General features: G+C 72.8%; 19 protein-coding genes. 10 read left to right on the forward strand and 9 right to left on the reverse strand.

Translation table 11 applies throughout. The features are described from left to right. Nucleotides 1–29: 29 nt before the first annotated feature. From O7601_RS19585 to O7601_RS19595, 3 genes are all read left to right on the forward strand, one after another. Complete coding sequence (locus O7601_RS19585; RefSeq protein WP_093402778.1) at nt 30–428, forward strand: TraR/DksA C4-type zinc finger protein; 399 nt, start codon at nt 30–32, stop codon at nt 426–428. A 41-nt stretch (nt 429–469) separates the two neighbouring features. After that, on the forward strand, nt 470–1345 hold the full coding sequence (locus tag O7601_RS19590) for a DUF72 domain-containing protein (protein WP_281562549.1): 876 nt from the start codon (nt 470–472) through the stop codon (nt 1343–1345). A gap of 466 nt (nt 1346–1811) precedes the next feature. Further along, on the forward strand, nt 1812–2240 hold the full coding sequence (locus O7601_RS19595; protein ID WP_281562550.1) for a DUF2267 domain-containing protein: 429 nt from the start codon (nt 1812–1814) through the stop codon (nt 2238–2240). Nucleotides 2241–2311: 71 nt separating this feature from the next. On the opposite strand, the gene O7601_RS19600 is transcribed toward O7601_RS19595, so the two are convergent. Further along, a complete protein-coding gene (locus tag O7601_RS19600) occupies nt 2312–3049 on the reverse strand; it encodes a PIG-L deacetylase family protein (protein ID WP_281562551.1) in 738 nt (245 codons plus the stop codon). A 201-nt stretch (nt 3050–3250) separates the two neighbouring features. Between O7601_RS19600 and O7601_RS19605 the strand changes: the two genes are divergently transcribed. Together O7601_RS19605 and O7601_RS19610 are read left to right on the forward strand one after the other, a co-directional pair. Further along, nucleotides 3251–3493: a hypothetical protein gene (locus O7601_RS19605; RefSeq protein WP_281562552.1), complete on the forward strand. Its 243-nt coding sequence runs from the start codon at nt 3251–3253 to the stop codon at nt 3491–3493. 9 nt (nt 3494–3502) lie between these two features. Then, nucleotides 3503–4816, forward strand: coding sequence for a cupin domain-containing protein (locus O7601_RS19610; protein ID WP_281562553.1), 1314 nt, complete (start codon nt 3503–3505; stop codon nt 4814–4816). 100 nt (nt 4817–4916) lie between these two features. On the opposite strand, the gene O7601_RS19615 is transcribed toward O7601_RS19610, so the two are convergent. From O7601_RS19615 to O7601_RS19635, 5 genes are all read right to left on the reverse strand, one after another. After that, nucleotides 4917–5585 carry a hypothetical protein gene (locus O7601_RS19615; RefSeq protein ID WP_281562554.1) on the reverse strand — a complete coding sequence of 223 codons (669 nt, stop codon included), beginning with the start codon at nt 5583–5585 and terminating at the stop codon, nt 4917–4919. Continuing rightward, nucleotides 5582–8251 carry an FtsK/SpoIIIE domain-containing protein gene (locus O7601_RS19620; protein WP_281562555.1) on the reverse strand — a complete coding sequence of 890 codons (2670 nt, stop codon included), beginning with the start codon at nt 8249–8251 and terminating at the stop codon, nt 5582–5584. The genes O7601_RS19615 and O7601_RS19620 overlap by 4 nt, the downstream gene beginning before the upstream one ends. Beyond that, nucleotides 8244–9194, reverse strand: a complete 951-nt coding sequence (locus O7601_RS19625; RefSeq protein WP_281562556.1) for a hypothetical protein — start codon at nt 9192–9194, stop codon at nt 8244–8246. Before O7601_RS19625 ends, O7601_RS19620 begins: the two co-directional genes overlap by 8 nt. An 8-nt stretch (nt 9195–9202) precedes the next feature. Further along, nucleotides 9203–9463 carry a hypothetical protein gene (locus O7601_RS19630; protein ID WP_092379879.1) on the reverse strand — a complete coding sequence of 87 codons (261 nt, stop codon included), beginning with the start codon at nt 9461–9463 and terminating at the stop codon, nt 9203–9205. A 147-nt stretch (nt 9464–9610) separates the two neighbouring features. Beyond that, a complete protein-coding gene (locus tag O7601_RS19635) occupies nt 9611–10000 on the reverse strand; it encodes a hypothetical protein (protein ID WP_281562557.1) in 390 nt (129 codons plus the stop codon). A gap of 114 nt (nt 10001–10114) precedes the next feature. Between O7601_RS19635 and O7601_RS19640 the strand changes: the two genes are divergently transcribed. The 3 genes from O7601_RS19640 to O7601_RS19650 are packed head-to-tail and all read left to right on the forward strand — an operon-like array spanning nt 10115 to nt 13190. Beyond that, nucleotides 10115–12661 (forward strand): ATP-dependent Clp protease ATP-binding subunit, encoded by a 2547-nt coding sequence (locus O7601_RS19640; protein ID WP_281562558.1) that lies wholly within the window; start codon nt 10115–10117, stop codon nt 12659–12661. 14 nt (nt 12662–12675) lie between these two features. After that, nucleotides 12676–12840: a hypothetical protein gene (locus O7601_RS19645; RefSeq protein WP_166458402.1), complete on the forward strand. Its 165-nt coding sequence runs from the start codon at nt 12676–12678 to the stop codon at nt 12838–12840. Beyond that, nucleotides 12840–13190 carry a DUF3140 domain-containing protein gene (locus tag O7601_RS19650; RefSeq protein WP_281562559.1) on the forward strand — a complete coding sequence of 117 codons (351 nt, stop codon included), beginning with the start codon at nt 12840–12842 and terminating at the stop codon, nt 13188–13190. Before O7601_RS19645 ends, O7601_RS19650 begins: the two co-directional genes overlap by 1 nt. 61 nt (nt 13191–13251) lie before the next feature. Here the strand turns inward: O7601_RS19650 and O7601_RS19655 are convergent, their stop codons facing one another. From O7601_RS19655 to O7601_RS19665, 3 genes are all read right to left on the reverse strand, one after another. Then, a complete protein-coding gene (locus O7601_RS19655; RefSeq protein WP_281562560.1) occupies nt 13252–13488 on the reverse strand; it encodes a hypothetical protein in 237 nt (78 codons plus the stop codon). Nucleotides 13489–13507: 19 nt separating this feature from the next. Beyond that, nucleotides 13508–14506, reverse strand: a complete 999-nt coding sequence (locus O7601_RS19660) for a LysR family transcriptional regulator (RefSeq protein ID WP_281562561.1) — start codon at nt 14504–14506, stop codon at nt 13508–13510. Nucleotides 14507–14583: 77 nt separating this feature from the next. Continuing rightward, complete coding sequence (locus O7601_RS19665) at nt 14584–15183, reverse strand: hemerythrin domain-containing protein (protein WP_281562562.1); 600 nt, start codon at nt 15181–15183, stop codon at nt 14584–14586. A 114-nt stretch (nt 15184–15297) separates the two neighbouring features. Between O7601_RS19665 and O7601_RS19670 the strand changes: the two genes are divergently transcribed. After that, the gene (locus tag O7601_RS19670; RefSeq protein ID WP_281562563.1) at nt 15298–16626 is read left to right on the forward strand and encodes a M20/M25/M40 family metallo-hydrolase; all 1329 of its coding nucleotides are present in this window, start codon (nt 15298–15300) and stop codon (nt 16624–16626) included. Nucleotides 16627–16660: 34 nt separating this feature from the next. After that, complete coding sequence (locus O7601_RS19675) at nt 16661–17314, forward strand: hypothetical protein (RefSeq protein ID WP_281562564.1); 654 nt, start codon at nt 16661–16663, stop codon at nt 17312–17314. Nucleotides 17315–17372: the final 58 nt, after the last annotated feature.

The following is a 17372-nucleotide window of genomic DNA, read 5'->3' on the forward strand; positions in this document are numbered from 1 at the left end:
ACGACAAGGCCCAGGAAAGGCAGGCAGCGATGCTCGTCCACGACACGGTCGGCACCGGCCGATCCCAGGCGGAGACCGACCAGATCCGGCTCTCCCTGCAGGCCCGCCACGACGAGCTGACCGAGGAGTACCAGCAGGCGGTGCAGCAGAGCCAGGTGCTGCGGCTCGTCGAGGTCGGCGACACCGCCGGCGACGACCAGGCCGACAGCGGCACCAAGACCGCCGAGCGGGACACCGCACAGTCGCTGCTGCGGACCATCCTGGACCGTCGCGCCCAGTACGAGCACGCCCTGGCCCGGCTCGCCGAGGGCACCTACGGTTTCTGTGAGGGCTGCACCGCGCCGATCCCGGTCGAACGGCTGGAGATCTTCCCGTCGGCCACCACCTGCGTCACCTGCAAGCAGACGCGCGAGCGTCGGGCGGCCTGACCCGCGTTGCCGGTTGGTCCGGGATCCGGTGGACTCCACCCATGGGCGAGATCAAGGTGGGCACCGCGTCCTGGACCGACCGGACCTTGCTGGACTCCGGCTGGTATCCCCAGACCGCGGACAACCCGGAGAAACGGCTGGCCTACTACGCCCGCCAGTTTCCGCTGGTCGAGGTCGACGCCACCTACTACTCGCCGCCCGCGGAGCGTACGGCGAGGCTGTGGGCCGAGCGGACCCCGGCCGGTTTCACCTTCAACGTGAAGGCGTTCAGCCTGCTCACCGGCCACCCCACCCGGGTCACTGCGATCTACAAGGAGCTGAGACCGGAGACTAACAAGCGCAACCTCTACCCCGACGACCTGCCGCCGCAGGCGTACGAGGAAATCTGGACGCGCTTCCTCAGCGCCCTCGACCCTCTGGTCGAGGCGGGCAAGCTCGGCGCGCTGCTGTTCCAGTTCCCGCCCTGGTTCACCATCCGGCGGGACAATAAGCAGTACCTGCTTGAGGTGACACGGCGCTGCGCGCCGCTGCGCCCGGTCTTCGAGTTCCGACACGCCTCCTGGTTCGACGGCGACAACGCCACCGAGACCCTCGACTTCCTGCGTACGCACCGGCTCGCGTACGTCAGCGTGGACATGCCGCAGGGGCACCGCTCGTCCGTCCCGCCGGTGCTGGCCGCCACCTCCGACCTCGCGGTGGTGCGCTTTCACGGGCACAGCGACAAGTGGACCAGCAAGGACATTCACGAGAAGTTCGGCTACCACTACTCCGAACGGGAGCTCAAGGACTGGGCACCCAAGCTCCGCGAGCTGGCCGGCGAGACCGAACAGACGCACGTTCTCATGAACAACTGTTACCGGGACTATGCGCAGACCAACGCCCAGCAGCTCCAGGCCCTGCTCGGCGAGACCGGCTGACGTCCCCGCCACTGTGCCCGGCAGCCGGTGCAGAGCCGGGAATGCCACCGCGGCGGCCCGGCCCCGGCGCAACCCGGCTGCTGGGCACGGGCAGCAGCGGCCACTATCCGTAAGATCCCCGCGCCCGACCGCCGGCGATTCGAGTGGTGACATGCCCGGACGGTTCTCACCCGGGTGGGGTGAGGGCGGCTCACCTGGCTGCGACCGAGCATGGGGTCGAGCGGGCGACGCGCCGTTGGCGATCGTCCGCGCGGAATCGACACCACGGAGGTGACCGCGATGACCGTTCGGGTCGTACCGCATCGGCGGCGAAACGGCGTCCTGCGCACTGTCGGAGCGTCCGAGCAGCCTCGACGGGCCGCCCGGGCCGGACGCGACAGCCCGATCCGGTACCGGCGCGGCCCGGTGGGTCCGCCGCGACGTCACGACGACCGACGGTGGGAAACCGACCTACGGGGGTGGACAGATGGCTGAGCAGTTCCAGTCCGCGATCGAGTCCTCGATGGACAAGACCAACCTGATCCTGAGGGACATCGAGCAGGCGTACGGCTGGCCGAAGGAGCAACGCAACCAGTCGTACGCCGCGCTGCGTACCGTGCTGCACCTGCTGCGCGACCGGATGCCGGTGCAGGAGAGCGTGGAGTTCTCCGCGCAGCTGCCGGTAGTCGTGCGCGGCATCTACTTCGACGGCTGGCAGCCACAGGACGTGCCGATCAAGCTCAACCGGGACGACTTCCTCTACGAGGTCCGCCAGGGCTTCCCGTACGACGTGGCCGGCGGCCCGGAGCGGATCGTCCAGGTGGTGCTGGACACCCTGCGTCGGCACATCACCCAGGGCGAGTGGGAGGACGTCAAGGAGACCATGCCCACCGATCTCGCCCGGATCATGCCCTGATCCGCGGCCCGTCGTGACCCGCCCCGCGCGCCGTGGGGTGGGCCGACGTACCCAGGCCGGGGACCCCGGCCCTACCAGAGGTCGAAGTGGAACACCTCGAACGAGGTGCCGTAGCGCACGCCCAGCCGGGCACCCACCGGCCGCGCGCCACCCTCCAGGAACTCCTCGGCGTCGAAGCTGCCGTCGCCCAGCCCGGTCAGGTACGCGTCGTGGGCCAGCAGCGACGCGACCCCCCGGTCGAACGTGTCGGTGGTGTCCACACCGTGCCGGGCGCGCGGCGACGAGGCCGCCCACACCTGTCGTACCCGGCCCCAGGGCTCGACGCCGTCGGTCAGCTGCTCCGGGAAGATCCAACGGTTGCCGGCGTCCCGGACCGCGTCCAGGGTGGCCCGGCCCACCGCGATGTGGTCGGCCTGGTTGAGCACGTCAGCGCCGTCCCAGGTGGCCCGGAAGTTGTTGGTGATGACGATGTCCGGTCGGTGCCGACGGACCACCGCGGCCAGTTCCCGGCGCAGCGGCACGCCATACTCCAGCACCCCGTCGGGCAGGCCGAGGAACTCGACGGTGTCCACGCCCACCAGGGCTGCCGACTCCCGCTGCTCCTGCTCGCGTACCTCCCGGGCACGCGGCGGCGGCATCCCGTCGATGCCCGCCTCGCCGCTGGTGACCAGGCAGTAGACGATCTGCTTGCCCTGCCCGGTCCAGCGGGCGATGGCGGCGGCGGCACCGAACTCCAGGTCGTCGGGGTGGGCCACGATCGCCAGGGCGCGCTGCCATTCCTCGGTCACCGGCTCAAGTGGTTCGGTCATCGGTACCTCCGTCGGTGTGTTCGGCAATCCTGCCACCCGTGGCGTCGGCCCGCCCGCATCGGCGAACGGGTCATGCCGGATGGATCGGACGATTACGGTGGGACGAGGTGTGTGGTTAGAGAAGATCGGGAGCGGGGTACCACCCGCGGCAGGACGCACCCGACCGATGGTGGCGGGGGCGGGTCAATCCGAGGGAGCACGATGCCACTCAACGACGATGACATGCAGACCAGCAGCGGCGGCGGGGCCGAAGGTCCGGCCGACGGCGGTGCCACGCCGGGTCAGCACGACGGCGGCGCGGACGGTAGCGCCGAGGGTCCGGCCGACGGTGGTGCGACCCCCGGTCAGCACGACGGCGGCGCGGACGGTAGCGCCGAGGGTCCGGCCGACGGTGGTGCGACCCCCGGTCAGCAGGACGGCGGCGCCGACGGCGCAGCTCGGTAACGGATCGCCATGACGCATCTCGAACCGCCGGGCGGCCACGGCCGCCCGGCGGCTCCGTCTTCGGCAACCATGCCGTCCGGCCTCGACGAGCCTGCCGAACTGGTCTCGGCCACGGCCGCGTTGGCCCGCTGCGTCAGCGTGGAAGCGGCGAAGTTCGCCGCCGCGCACTGGGGACGTACTCCGTTGTTGTCCCGCGCCGCCGAACTGCCCAACCCGGCCGGCTTCACCGATCTGCTCGGCCCCGCCGACGCCGACGAACTGCTCAGCCGGCGGGGTCTGCGTACCCCCTTCCTGCGGGTCGCCAAGGACGGCCAGGTGCTGCCCGCGGCGCGGTACACCGGCGGTGGCGGTGCCGGCGCCGAGATCGACGACCAGGTCCTCGACGAGAGGATCCTCCAGCTGTACGCCGACGGCGCCACCCTGGTCCTGCAGGGTCTGCACCGCACCTGGCCGGCGTTGATCGACTTCACCCGGGACCTGAGCCTGGCCGTGGGGCAGCCGTTGCAGGTCAACGCCTACCTGACTCCGCCGGACAGCCAGGGTTTCGCCACTCACTACGACACCCACGACGTCTTCGTGTTGCAGGTCGACGGCCACAAGCACTGGCGGATTCATCCACCGGTGCTGCCCGACCCGCTTGAGCGGCAACCGTGGGGCGGCCGGGCCGACGAGGTCGCCGCGACCGCACAGGGGGCCGCCGCGCTGGACTTCGTCCTGGAACCGGGTGACGCCCTCTACCTGCCCCGGGGCTGGCTGCACAGCGCCCAGGCGCAGGAGTCCAGCTCGCTGCACCTGACCGTCGGCGTACGGGCGTTGACCCGGTACGCGTTGGTCGAGGAGTTGCTCGCGTTGGCCGCCGAGGACCAGCGGCTGCGGGCGACCCTGCCGTTCGGCACCGACGTGGCCGATCCGGACGCCATCGAACCGGAGCTGACCGAGACGGTCGAGGCGCTGCGGGAGTGGCTGCTGCGGGCCGACCCGGCCGCGGTGGCCGCCCGGCTGCGGCAGCGGGCCTGGTCGGCGTCGCGTCCGGCGCCGATCCGGCCGTTGGCGCAGGCCGCCGCGATCACCGCGCTGACCGCCGACAGCCGGGTCACCGTCCGTGCGGGCCTGCGCTGGCAGCTCGTCCCCGAGGGCGAACGGCTGGCGTTGCGCCTGTTCGACCGTACGGTCACCTTGCCCGCGCAGTGTGGACCCGCCGTCCGTGCCCTGCTCACCGGCCCGCCGATCCGAGTCGGCGACCTTCCCGGCCTGGACACCGACGCCGACCGCCTCACCCTCACCCGCCGCCTGCTCCGCGAGGCGGCCCTCACCCCCGCCTGATCGGACCGCCGCCCAGCGCGATCAAGAGGTTTGCGTTGGCCCCGCCCGGCGGGATTCCGGCGCGAACCTCTTGATCGATAAGGGCCCGCGGGCGCGTGCGTCAGGGGAGGGGAAGGGCCAGCAGGAGGAGGGTGGTGGTGAGGCCGGTGATGACGACGATGAGGACGGGGCGGGGGCTCAGCACGGCGTGGCGACGGTCGGCGATCAGACGCGCCGGGATCAGCCCCAGCACCGGGCCGAGCAGCGTCACCACCAGGGCCAGTACCGGCAGACCGACGGCCAGGTCACCGTCGTTGCGGGCAGCCAGGGCGCGGGCGACGGCGCCCAACACGTACGCCAGCACCCCACCGCCGACACCGCACAACGCCAACAGCGGATTGAGGTTGCCCGGTAGTTCGCCGGGCTGACGGGTCCGGCGCAGCAGATCGCGTACGCCCTCCAGCAACGCGACCGGATCGCCGGTCGCCTCCGGCGCGGGCATCGGCGGTGCACCGGCACGTCGTCCACCACCGCCCAGGCGGCTGTTCAGCTCCTGCCACAGCACCGCCACCTCGGCGTCCACCCGTTCCTGCGCCTCGCGCGCGGCGGCCAGCTCCCGCTCGGCCTGGTTCACCTCGTCGGCGGACTCGGCCACCGCCCGGTCCGCCGCCGCGCACTGCTGGTCGTACCAGTCCCGTGCCTCCGCGCGCTGCTCGCGCACCCGGGCGGCCAGCTCGGCGAGCCGTCGCAGCTGGGCGGTGTAGGTCTGGCTGGTGACCGGTTCGTTCATCGTGCCGGCCCGTAGGGAATGATGGTCTGCCCGGTCCGGTGCACCGCCCGGTCGAAGAAGAGCCCGCGCCACGGTCGGGGGTACCAGTCCGGCCCACCACTGCCCGGGTACAACGACGGGCCCAGCTCCCCGCCGTGGGTGTCCAGCGCCACCCAGGCGCCGATCTGATCGGTGCGGGCACCGGTGCCACCCAGGTCGGCGCGCATCCGGGCCACCCCACGCCACCAGGCCAGCACGTGGGTGCGCCGCTCGGGGCCGTCGTGCAGGATCCGGCGCAGGCTCTCCAGCCCGGTGGCCCGGCCGGTACGCGCGGCGAGCGTCCCGGCCGCCGCGTCGACGGCGAACAGCAGCAGATAGTGGGGTGCTCCGGTGGCGCCGGGCGCACCCAGGGCGTCGGCCGTCTCGGCCATCAGCTCGGCCACGGTCTCCTCGTCGTACCAGGCGGCGTCGTCGGCGAGATCCTCGTACAGGGCACGGGCCGCCGGGTCGGCATCCGGATCCAGGCAGGCGATCGAGAAGCGGGCGCTGCCGGGGCGGTGCTGCCGGGCCAGCGAGCGGGCCGCCGAGTCCAGCACCGCGCACGCCTCGTCGACCCGGGTGCCCAGCACGGCCAGATTGCGGCCCGGTGCCCGGGGCAGGCGCAGCACCGCCGAGCGGGCCTGCACGTCGATGATCTCGCCGAGGATTGCGAGCGGCCCTCGGGGCGTGCCGACCTCCGGCGCCCGCAGCGCCCGGAAGTCCGGTGCGTCGGCCAGCCGGGGGACGGCGTCGCCGTCGAAGAGACGGGCGGGCGCAGCCTCCGCCGGACGCATCCGCCACAGCCGGTGCTGCAGGTCGCTCCACGTCTCCCAGTCGCTGGCCGACGGGATCCGGGCCACCTGGTTGCCCTCGGACAGGCCCGACTCGGCGTTGACCACGGCGTGGAACTTCGGCAACGACTGGGCGGCGTCGTTGCGTTCGGCGAGGATGCGCAGCGCCTTCGGCAACGCGATCCGCAGGGTGAACTGGGCCACCAGCGCGGGCCGGCCCCACAGCGCCTCGATGCCGCGTACGTCCTGTGAGGCCAGCACCAGGTGGATGCCCTGGGAGCGGCCCCGGCGGGCCAGGTCCTCCAGCAGGTCGGCCGCCTCCCGGGCGACCGCGTCCCGGCCGGCCAGCAGCATCTGGAACTCGTCGACCACCGCGACGATGCGCGGCCAGTGCCCGGTCGGATCCACCGCGCGCAGCTCGGCCAGCTTCGTGACCTCGTGTTTCTTGGCCGCGTCCGCCCGCCGGCGCAACTCCTCGGCCAGGAAGCGCAGCAGCGCCAGACCGAACTCCCGGTCGGTGTTGACGTTGATGCCGACCAGCCGCATGTGCGGCAGCCAACTCGGATCCCGCCGGCCCTGGGCGAACCGGGCGAAGGACACCCCCTCCTTGAAGTCCAACAGGTAGAACTCCAGCTCGGCGGGGGAATAGCGGGCCGCGAGGGCGCCGATCCAGGCGAAGATCAGGTTTGTCTTGCCGGTGCCCGAGGGCCCCCCGATCAACGCGTGCGGTGGATAGTCGCCGAGGGTGAGCAGCACCGGCCGGCCCTGCGGTCCCTCACCGATCGGCGCGGTCAACCCGGTCGCCGAGTCCTCCCGCCACATCTGGTCGGCCGGCGGCAGCAGGTCGGTGAACGGGGTGGGCGCGGGGCCGGCACTGACCACGGAGGCGATGTCCCGGCAGGTCTCGGTGACCAGGGCAGCCGGCGGGGGCGGGTCGAGCCGGACCGGCAGGCTACCGATCCGCGCATCGTCGGCGGTCACCGTCACCCGGGTGACCGCCGCCTGGTCGGGCACCGGCACACCCCGCACGATCAGGTGGACGCCGCAGGCCACGCCGGCACGGACTACCCGGTCGAGCTGGCCGCGCTCGTGCCGGGACAGCTCGTCGCCGCCGAGCAGCACCGCGACCCGCCACGGCTCCGGGCGGCGTCCCGTCGCGGCGGCCAGGTCGCGCAGCGACGCGTGCTCGCCGGCCAGGACGGTCTCGTTGATCCGGCGGATCTGTTCCACCAGGTCGTCAAGGAGCCGGCCCAGCCCACCCGGGCCGACGAAGGTGAGCAGCCCTGCCGGACCCAGCGGGGCGAATCCGGCCAGTCCGCCGCCGAGCCGGTCCGGGTCGTAGCCGACCAGCCGCACATTGCCCGGTGCCGCCCGGCCCAGGCTGCGCAGCAGCAGCGCGGCGACCACGGCGGAGCAGCCGTCGGCGTCCCCGTCCAGCGTCACGTGCCCGGCATCGAGCAGCGGGACCAGCGCTGGTACCGGCTCGGTGCCGGCCAGCCGGACGGTGCCGATCCGGGTCGCTCCCGGTGGTTCGGCCCGCTCTGCCGGGGTGGGACGCCAGCCCGGCCAGTCCGCCGAACCCGCGCCGGGCGCCTCCCGTGCCGCGGCCTCGGCCGCCTCCCGGGCCAGCACCGCCAACCGTGCCGCGTGCCGGGAGTCGATCTCGGCGAGGCGGCGGTCGCGTTCGGCGCCGACGCGCGCCGGCACGGCGGCGGCGGCCCGACGAACCCGCACCGCCCGATCGTGGGCGGCCGAGAGGGTGATCTGTGCCGTGGCCGACCGTTCCCGGGACGCGCCGAGCGCCTCGGCGAGCAGTTCCCGGACGCGGGTGACCAGCTGATTGCGCCGGTCAGCCATCGATCCCGCGCCTCGGCCGGGCGACGAGCCCGTCGTGGGAGGTGATCCGACCACCGGCCGCCCCGCCGTTGGTGGGCCGGTCGCCGTCGGCGGGCTCGGGCGGCAGGTCGCGGCCGAGACGGTCGAGCAGGACGCCGGTGAGCACCCCGGCGGTGACCGCCGGGTCGGCGGCGTGCGGCTGCTCGCCCTCGCCCTCGCCCCGGCGCGGCGGAGGCATCCGGCAGACCCGGCTGAGCAGGGTGTCCAGCACCGGGGCGGGCAGGCCGGGGAGCAGGTCGCGGACCCGGCCGTCCAGTTCGCGGTGCAGCCGGGCGAGGTCGTCGCCGCGCGGTGGATGACCGAGCAGCTCGCTGGCGAGGTCGCGCAGCAGCGGCGGGGCCACGGCGGCCAGCCCCAGACCGACATCGGCGTGCGCGCCACGCAGGTCGCGGTGCAGCCGGTCGCGATCACCGGCCCGGACGCCGCGCACCACCCGGTGCAGCAGCTCCCGGGAGTCGGCGATGCGTTCGTCAGGTGGCTCCGCCGGACCCTCCCGCCCGCCGGTCAGCTCGGCCACCCGCACCGACCACCAGCGACGCAGCCGCACCTCGCCGGCCGGCTCGGGCGCGGCGAGCACCGGTTCGGCCGCACCGGGCGTGTCGTGCGCCGGCCGCCGCTCGGGCTGCCCGGGGGCCGGCGGCGCGCCGTCGGGGGCCAGCCCGATCGCGGCGAGGTACGCGGTCAGCTGCTCCTGGGCCAGCCGCAACGCGTAGCCGGCGGTCTCCGCGTGCTCGGTGGCGGTGGACAGCTCCGGTACCCCCATCGGGTTGGCCGACTCCTGACGCACCCAGCGCAGCCGCTCACTGGCCAGGCCGAACTTCTCCAGCGCCTGCCCGAGCAGACCCAGCGGCAACTCCTCGGCGGCGGCGCGGACCTGCGCGCCGACCTCCTCGACGATGGACACGCCCGCCCCTACAGCGTCGAGACGTACTGCTGGGCCTGCTCGACCGCGACGAGTGTCGCGGCGAGGCACTCCTCCAGCTCCTGGCTGGCCTGGGTCAGCGACGCCTGCGCCGCCTCCACCGTGGTGTGACCGCTGCCCTCCAGCGCTCCGGCGAGGGTCTGCTGCGCCTCGGCCAGTTTCTCGCCGGCGGCCTGCACGGCGCTCTGACCGTCACCGATCTGCTGAAGTGCGACATCGATGGCTGCCTTGAGCTCGGCGACGCTCGCCACGCGGAACCTCCTGGGGGCGGGGAGGACTCCATTAGAGCCTATGCCGTTAGGGGACCGAACAACCGCCCTGTCAGTGTTCCTGCCCCGCTGACCGGTTGTCGACCGAACACGCCTCGGGTCCGATTCGTGGGACCTGTGGGCGGGCGCTCACCCACCGCCATCCCCGGTCAGCCACCGTGGTCCACGCACCTCGGCGCCGTACGCGGTGACCCGCTGGCGCAGCTCACGGTCGGCCGTCACCACCACCCGTCGCCGGTGCCCGGTGCTGGCCACCAGTTCGACCACGGCATCGTCGCCGGAGCCGGCGGCGGACACCACGCGTACTCCCTCGACGCCCGGCACGTCGCGGGCCGCACCCTCCACCACCAGCACCACCTCGACCGGGGGTGGCAGGTCCGGCGGCAGACCCCGCCCACCCAGCGGAACGAGCGTGTCGCGTAGTCGGGCGGTGGCGCCGGCCCGGTCGCGCCACCAGCCGTTCGGGCGCGAGCCCACCACGTTGGCCGCGTCCACGATCAGCAGCGGTGTCGGTTCCATCCGTTCAGCCTGCCATCCGGCGGCGGCAACGGCTGGTTGCCCCTTCGTGGCGTTTGTCCGGCCGGCGCCTGGGTAGCCCGTGCCGACCGTCTCGCCCGACCGCGGAGGACAGACATGATTGGACCCGGTGACTTCGGCTCCGACCCGTGGGACGAGTTCCTGGCGCGGTACTTCGGTCGGGGCGAGGGCGGGCGACGCCCGGCGCATCGGGTCGACATCACCCGCCTGATGACCGCGGACGCGCGGGAGATGCTGGCCGACGCGGCGCGCCGGGCCGCGCAGAAGCAGAGCAACGACCTGGACACCGACCACCTGCTGTGGGCGGCGCTGCAACGCGAGCCGCTGCGTGACCTGGTCCGGCGGGCGGGCGCGGACCCGGACACCCTGGTCAACGCCCTGGGTGGCCGCGGCGACGGCGCCCCGCACGGTGAGGTGCCGCCGAACCTGTCGTTGACCCCGGCGGCCAAGCGGGCGCTGCTCGACGCGCACCAGTTGTCCCGGGCGATGGGCGCCAACTACATCGGGCCCGAACACATCCTGATGGCCCTGCCGTTGAATCCCGAGTCGCCCGCTGGCCGGATGCTCGCCGCCGGGCGTATACAGCCGGAGTCGTTGCAGGCCGCCAACGCCGAACGCGGTCCGGCCGGCGGCCCGCGACCGGACCGGGGCACACCGACGCTCGACCAGTACGGCCAGGACCTCACCGACCTGGCCCGCAACGACCAGATCGACCCGGTGATCGGGCGTGCCGACGAGATCGAGCAGGCGGTGGAGATCCTGTCCCGGCGTACCAAGAACAACCCGGTGCTGATCGGCGAGGCCGGCGTCGGCAAGACCGCGATCGTCGAGGGCCTGGCGGAGCGGATCTGCGACGGCGACGTGCCGCAGACGCTGCTCGGCAAGCGCGTGATCCAGCTCGACCTGGCCGGGCTGGTCGCCGGAACGCGGTATCGGGGCGACTTCGAGGAACGGCTGAAGAAGGTGATCGACGAGATCCGGGCGCACCGGGAGGAGCTGATCATCTTTCTGGACGAGATCCACACCCTGGTCGGGGCGGGCGGCGCGGGCAGCGAGGGCGGCATGGACGCATCCAACATGCTCAAGCCGGCGCTGGCCCGTGGCGAACTGCGGGTGATCGGGGCGACGACCCTGGACGAGTACCGGCGCAGCATCGAGAAGGACGCCGCGCTGGCCCGACGTTTCCAGCCGGTGTTCGTACCCGAACCCACAGTCGAGGACACCGTGGCCATCCTGCGCGGGCTGCGGGACCGCTACGAGGCACACCACCAGGTGCGCTTCACCGACGAGGCGTTGGTGACCGCCGCGGAGCTGTCCGACCGCTACATCACCGACCGTTTCCTCCCCGACAAGGCCATCGACCTGATCGACCAGGCCGGCGCCCGGGTCCGGCTGCGCACCCGGACCCCGGACGCCGACGTGCGCGACCTGGAACAACAGCTGGAGGAGGTACGGCGGGACAAGGAGCAGGCGGTCGCCGACGAACAGTACGAACGTGCCTCCGCCCTGCGCGACCGGGTCGCCGAACTGGAGAGCCAGGTGCACCGGGCCCGGGGCGACGACGGCAACGGCAGCCAGGTGCCGGAGGTGGGACCGGAGGAGATCGCCGAGGTGGTGTCCCGGGCCACCGGCATCCCGGCCAGCCAGCTCACCGAGGAGGAACGCGACCGGCTGCTGCGGCTGGAGGGTCAACTCCACGAGAAGGTCGTCGGGCAGGACGACGCGGTCACCGCGGTAGCCGAGGCGGTCCGTCGCTCCCGTACCGGCCTGGCCGACCCGAACCGGCCGATGGGCAGCTTCCTCTTCCTCGGCCCCACCGGCGTCGGCAAGACCGAGCTTGCGCGGGCGTTGGCCGAGGCGTTGTTCGGTGAGGCGGACCGGATGGTCCGGGTCGACATGAGCGAGTTCCAGGAACGGCACACGGTCAGTCGACTGGTCGGGGCGCCGCCCGGCTACGTCGGGTACGAGGAGGCCGGCCAGCTCACCGAGGCGATCCGTCGCCGCCCGTACGCGGTGGTGCTGCTCGACGAGATCGAGAAGGCCCACGCCGACGTGTTCAACGTGCTGTTGCAGGTGCTCGACGACGGGCGACTGACCGACAGCCAGGGCCGCACCGTCAACTTCAAGAACACCGTACTCATCATGACGAGCAACCTCGGCTCCGAGCTGATCACCGGCACTCAGCGCGCGGTCGGCTTCGGCGCCGGCGAGCCGGGGCAGGAGAGCGACGAGCTGCGGGAGCGGCTGATGCGCCGGTTGCAGGAGAACTTCCGCCCCGAGTTCCTCAACCGGATCGACGAGGTGATCATCTTCCGTCGGCTGGAGGCCGAGCAGCTGCGCCAGATCACGGAGCTGCTGCTGGAGGAGACCCGTCGCCGGCTGCACGCCCAGGACATCGAGGTCGACTTCACCACCGCCGGCGTCGACTGGCTCGCCGAGCACGGCTACCAGCCCGAGTTCGGTGCCCGGCCGCTGCGCCGGGTGATCCAGCGGGAGGTCGACAACCACCTGTCCCGGATGCTGCTGGAGCAGCAGATCTCACCCGGTCAGCGGGTCACCGTCGACGCCCGGGACGACCGGCTGGCCTTCGACGTTTCGGCCGGTCGGGGGCACGCCAGGGCGACGACCTCGCATCCCCGCTGACCGGAAGGGTACTGATGACCGAACCGGACGAGGCCCGCGAGGACGAGCGGACCGAGGCGATCCTGGCGCCACCGACGGCCAACCCCGCCCGGGTGCAGGTGCCGCCGGAAGGGCTGGGCGGGCAGACCGACGAGGGGCACCCGGAGGAGTCCGGGTCGCCGCCGGCAGAGGAGGGCTGATGGTACGCGAACAGCGACTCGACCCGGAGGTGGAAGTGCTCTGGGAGGACTTCCACGCCGAGGTCAACGTGCCGTCCGAACAACTGCGACAGTGGCTGCTGACCCGCGGCTCCGGCGAGAGCGCGTTCGGCCCCGACCCGGACCTGAACCTGCCGGAGCCGGGCCGGCAGATCCTCGCCGTGCTGCGGAAACGCAAGGTCGACCTGACCCCGGAGGACATCGACGTGATGCGTGACGCCATCGAGCGGATCCGCTCGCTGACCGCCGCCAAGCCCGGCCGGGGCAACGCCGACGACGAATGGCGGCACAGCCTGCTCGACCTGGGCCACGACGTGCTCGTCGAACGCTGAACCGCCACGGCCGTCCCCGGCGCCGCCGCGTCGCGTCGGGGACGGCCGTACCTGCTGGCGGCTACTCCGCTTCGAGGCTGCCGATGGCCAGCCCGGCGACGTCGGCGGCGGCCTGCCGGTCGGCGCGGGTCTGCTCCTCACGGGTGAGCAGGTTGGCGTACTCGGCCAGGTCGGCCGGGTCGGGCACCTCCGGCAACCGGCGCAGGAACGCTTCGCACTCGCGGACGGCGGCGGTGTGCGCGGCGGCGGCCCGACGAAGCAGTTCGCGGTCGTCGGCGGCGGGATAGAGGTCGGTCATACCCGCCCCTTACCCGCGCTCAGCCGGTTCGCACCCGGTGAGCCGCCACCACCGGCGCCGGTCGCCGGACGCCGAACGCCGGGTTCCGCAGCAGCCAGGCCAGATATGCCGGATGCGGCGCGAGGGCATCGGTGTATGCGACCAGGGCGGTCTCCAGCACCAGGTCGGCGGTGCGGGCCGCGGCGGAGTCCGGATGCCAGCCCAGCATCAGCCTCCACCTCAGCGGCGCCTCGACCAGCCGGCGGGTCACCAGACCGGCGACCGGCCGGAACGTGGCCTGGCACAATGCCACCGCCTCACCGGCGTCGACCAGATCGATGCAGCTGCGCACGTCGGCCTCGTACACCTTGCGGGGGGTGAACCCGGCCCGGGCGCAGGCGGCGGCGAAGCAGTCGCCGAAGCAGCCGTCCCCCGGGGCCGCCACCCACTGCTCGTGCCGCAGGTCGGCCAGGTCCACCTCGTCGCGCCCGGCCAGCGGGTGGGTCTCCGGCAGCAGCACCATGACCGGGTCGACCGCGACCTCCCGCCAGCTCAGCCCGTAGTCCGCCGACGGTGTCGAGTCACCGCACACCCCGGTCAGCGCGTAGTCCAGCCGGCCGCCGGCGACCAACTGGGCCAGCTCGTCGACCGACCAGGAGGCGTGCGTGCTGATCTGCGCCTGCGGTTGCTCGGCGGCCAGCCGGTGCACCAGCCGCCCCAGGATCGGGCTGTTCACCCCGCCGAACCGGTACCGGCGGGGGGCGTCGCCCGCGCCGGCCAACCGGGCCGCCTCGTCCTGCAGGCCCTTCATCGCCGGCAACAGCACCCGGGCCCGGGCGAGCACCAGCTCGCCGAGGGCGGTGGGTCGCGCGCCGCGCCGGTCCCGTTCGAACAGCGGTCCACCGAGGGTACGTTCGATCCGCTGGAGCTGGGCGGTCAGCGCCGGCTGGGCCAGGCCGAGCGTCGAGGCCGCCTTGGTCACGCTCCCCGTCTCCGCGATGGCGCAGACCACCCGCAGGTGGCGCAACTCCAGGTTCATAGCGTGACGGTAGGGCCACGACGCAGCTGGCGGTAGTGCCTGGACGGATCAACGACCATGAACGTGTCGTGGGTCTCTCATCGAGGTGGCGGCTCGGTCAGCTCGCCCAACTGGGTGTGCCGGCCGGCGAGGACGTCCCGAACCTTGTCCACCACACCGACCGCCGGCTCGACGATCCGGTTCCACGGCGGATTGTGCGGCACCGCCGGATGCGGGCGGGTCGGTGCCGCCTCCTCGGCGATCTCCAGTCGGTTGCCGAGCCGGATCAGCTCCTCCTCGGTGGCGGCGGCACACAGCCGCTGCATCAGCGGGTCGACCGCACGGGCGTGCGCCTCGACCAGGGCGGCGATGTCGGGCAGGGCGTCGTCGGTCAGCTCCCGCAGGGCGCGCAGCAGCTCGACGTCGCCGGTCAACACCTCGTCGACAAGTGGGTTCGCTCCCTCGACGGCATGCCGGACGGCGGGCAGCAGGTACTGCTCCTCCCCGGACAGATGCCGGGACAGGGCGGCGACCAGGACGTCGCGGCCGTGCTCCGGGTCCGGCCCGGGCTCGATCAGCCGCCGGGTCAACTGCAGCAACTGCCGGTGCTCCTCGGCGACCAGGTCGGCGATACTGCGCCCGGGCGGCTGGTAGGCGTCCCCGGGGGTGGGTGGCAGCGGCGGCAGATGGACGGACATGGTCGCCTCCTGGGCGGGCGGGCGGAGCGACGAGGTGGCTTCGACGGGCATCGGGCAGGCGCGGCAGTACCCGCAGCCGCCCGAACCGAAACTCTAGGCTGATATGAAGGCACGATGACGAGCGACGCCCACGCCGCCCTCCCCGCGCCGACCGACGAGGTCGTCGAGCTGTGCCGGGACCTGCTGCGCATCGACACCACGAACACCGGCGACAACGCCACAAGCGTCGGCGAACGCGGCGCGGCCGAGTACGTCGCGGAGAAGCTCACCGACGTCGGCATCACTCCGGTCATTCACGAGTCCGCGCCCGGCCGGGCCAACGTGGTCGCCCGGATACCCGGCGTCGACTCCAGCCGGGGCGCGTTGCTCGTGCACGGGCACCTGGACGTCGTGCCGGCCGACGCCGACGAGTGGTCGGTGCACCCGTTCTCGGGCGAGCTGCGCGACGGCTACCTGTGGGGCCGCGGTGCCATCGACATGAAGGACTTCGACGCGATGGTCCTGGCGGTCGTACGGAACTGGCAGCGTACGGGGGTGCGCCCGCCGCGGGACATCGTGCTCGCGTTCACCGCCGACGAGGAGGCGGGCAGTGAGTACGGCGCGCACTTCCTGACCACCCGGCACCGCGAACTCTTCGACGGCTGCACCGAGGGCATCGGTGAGGTCGGCGGCTTCTCGTACACGGTGGACCCGTCGCGGCGGCTCTACCTCATCGAGACCGCCCAGAAGGGCATCGACTGGCTGCGGCTGCACGCCAAGGGCCGGCCCGGGCACGGCTCGATGGTGCACGACGACAACGCGGTCACCGCGCTGGCCGAAGCCGTGGCCCGGATCGGCCGGCACCGGTTCCCGGTGGTGGTCACCGACACCGTGCGCGCCTTCCTGGAGGAGGTCTCCGAGGTTCTCGGGATCGAGCTGGACCCGGACGACCCGGAGGCCGCCATCGCCAAGCTCGGCCCGATCGCCAACATCGTCGGCGCCACCATCCGCAACACCGCGAATCCGACCCGGCTCGCCGCCGGCTACAAGGACAACGTGATCCCCGGTCGGGCCAGCGCCACCATCGACTGCCGCAGCCTGCCTGGACAGTCGGAGCTGCTGGAGCGGCAGCTGCGCGAGCTGGTCGGCCCGGACATCGCCATCGAGTACGTCCAACGGCAGCCGGCGCTGGAGACCACCTTCGACGGCGAGTTGGTCGCGGCCATGGGCGCCGCGCTGCGGGCCGAGGATCCGGGCGCCCGGCCCGTGCCGTACATGCTCTCCGGCGGCACCGACGCCAAGGCCTTCTCGCAGTTGGGCATCCGCTGCTTCGGGTTCGCGCCGTTGCGGCTGCCGGCCGACCTGAACTTCTCCGCGTTGTTCCACGGCATCGACGAGCGGGTCCCGGTGGACGGACTACAGTTCGGCGTGCGGGTTCTCGACCGGTTCCTGCGTACCTGCTAGACATCCTTGATTCTTCGTGAAGGGGACGCCTCACATGACCGACCAGCACGGTGAGCTGGACGCCGCTCTCGAGCGCGTGATCGAAGCGGCCCGCCACCACCTGGCCGCCGTCCGGGCCGCGCAGGGCCGGATCGACGACGACGACGTCTGGCAGGCGTACGTCGCGCTGAACAATGCGTCGTTCGCCTACGACGAGCAACTCATGGACGCCTTCGGCGAGGTCACCCCGTGGGACGTCGAGTCCATCGACCCGGACGAGGCCGATCAGCGTTTCGCCGGTGGCGAGGGCGTCGAGTCGACCGACCCGCACCCGCAGGTGATCTCGGTACGCCAGCGGCGTGACTACCGGGTGCCGAGCGTCGCCGCGCTGATCCGCGTCGCCGAGGCCGCCCGTCGCGAGGGCGTGCCCGGCGACGAGGAGGTGCCGCCGGTGGAGGGTGTCGGCGAGGCCGTGCTGGAGCTGCTGCAGAGCGGCGACGGGTCGCTCGGCGCGCTCGACGTGCCGGAGCTCGAACCGCTCGACGGGGTGGTGATGGTCAGCGAGGTCGGCACCCCGGTCGACCTGGAGTCGTTCGCCGACGACGACCCGGCCGGCCCGTTCCAGCCCGGCGCCGACGATCGTCTGGTCGGCCGCCTCGACGAGCATCCGTTCCTGGAACTCGACGACGAGCACGACCACGTGCACTGACGGCGCGGGTACCGTCGGTCACCGGGTCGGCCGCAACGGTCGGCCCGGTGATCGGCGC

It is taken from the genome of Verrucosispora sp. WMMD573, assembly GCF_027497175.1.
Classification (GTDB): Bacteria; Actinomycetota; Actinomycetes; order Mycobacteriales; family Micromonosporaceae; genus Micromonospora.

Coding starts and splice junctions, on each gene's coding strand:
- O7601_RS19585 (WP_093402778.1), top strand. CDS start 30: ATGCTCGTCCACGACACGGTCGGCACCGGCCGATCCCAGGCGGAGACC.
- O7601_RS19590 (WP_281562549.1), top strand. CDS start 470: ATGGGCGAGATCAAGGTGGGCACCGCGTCCTGGACCGACCGGACCTTG.
- O7601_RS19595 (WP_281562550.1), top strand. CDS start 1,812: ATGGCTGAGCAGTTCCAGTCCGCGATCGAGTCCTCGATGGACAAGACC.
- O7601_RS19600 (WP_281562551.1), bottom strand. CDS start 3,049: ATGACCGAACCACTTGAGCCGGTGACCGAGGAATGGCAGCGCGCCCTG.
- O7601_RS19605 (WP_281562552.1), top strand. CDS start 3,251: ATGCCACTCAACGACGATGACATGCAGACCAGCAGCGGCGGCGGGGCC.
- O7601_RS19610 (WP_281562553.1), top strand. CDS start 3,503: ATGACGCATCTCGAACCGCCGGGCGGCCACGGCCGCCCGGCGGCTCCG.
- O7601_RS19615 (WP_281562554.1), bottom strand. CDS start 5,585: ATGAACGAACCGGTCACCAGCCAGACCTACACCGCCCAGCTGCGACGG.
- O7601_RS19620 (WP_281562555.1), bottom strand. CDS start 8,251: ATGGCTGACCGGCGCAATCAGCTGGTCACCCGCGTCCGGGAACTGCTC.
- O7601_RS19635 (WP_281562557.1), bottom strand. CDS start 10,000: ATGGAACCGACACCGCTGCTGATCGTGGACGCGGCCAACGTGGTGGGC.
- O7601_RS19640 (WP_281562558.1), top strand. CDS start 10,115: ATGATTGGACCCGGTGACTTCGGCTCCGACCCGTGGGACGAGTTCCTG.
- O7601_RS19645 (WP_166458402.1), top strand. CDS start 12,676: ATGACCGAACCGGACGAGGCCCGCGAGGACGAGCGGACCGAGGCGATC.
- O7601_RS19650 (WP_281562559.1), top strand. CDS start 12,840: ATGGTACGCGAACAGCGACTCGACCCGGAGGTGGAAGTGCTCTGGGAG.
- O7601_RS19655 (WP_281562560.1), bottom strand. CDS start 13,488: ATGACCGACCTCTATCCCGCCGCCGACGACCGCGAACTGCTTCGTCGG.
- O7601_RS19660 (WP_281562561.1), bottom strand. CDS start 14,506: ATGAACCTGGAGTTGCGCCACCTGCGGGTGGTCTGCGCCATCGCGGAG.
- O7601_RS19665 (WP_281562562.1), bottom strand. CDS start 15,183: ATGTCCGTCCATCTGCCGCCGCTGCCACCCACCCCCGGGGACGCCTAC.
- O7601_RS19670 (WP_281562563.1), top strand. CDS start 15,298: ATGACGAGCGACGCCCACGCCGCCCTCCCCGCGCCGACCGACGAGGTC.
- O7601_RS19675 (WP_281562564.1), top strand. CDS start 16,661: ATGACCGACCAGCACGGTGAGCTGGACGCCGCTCTCGAGCGCGTGATC.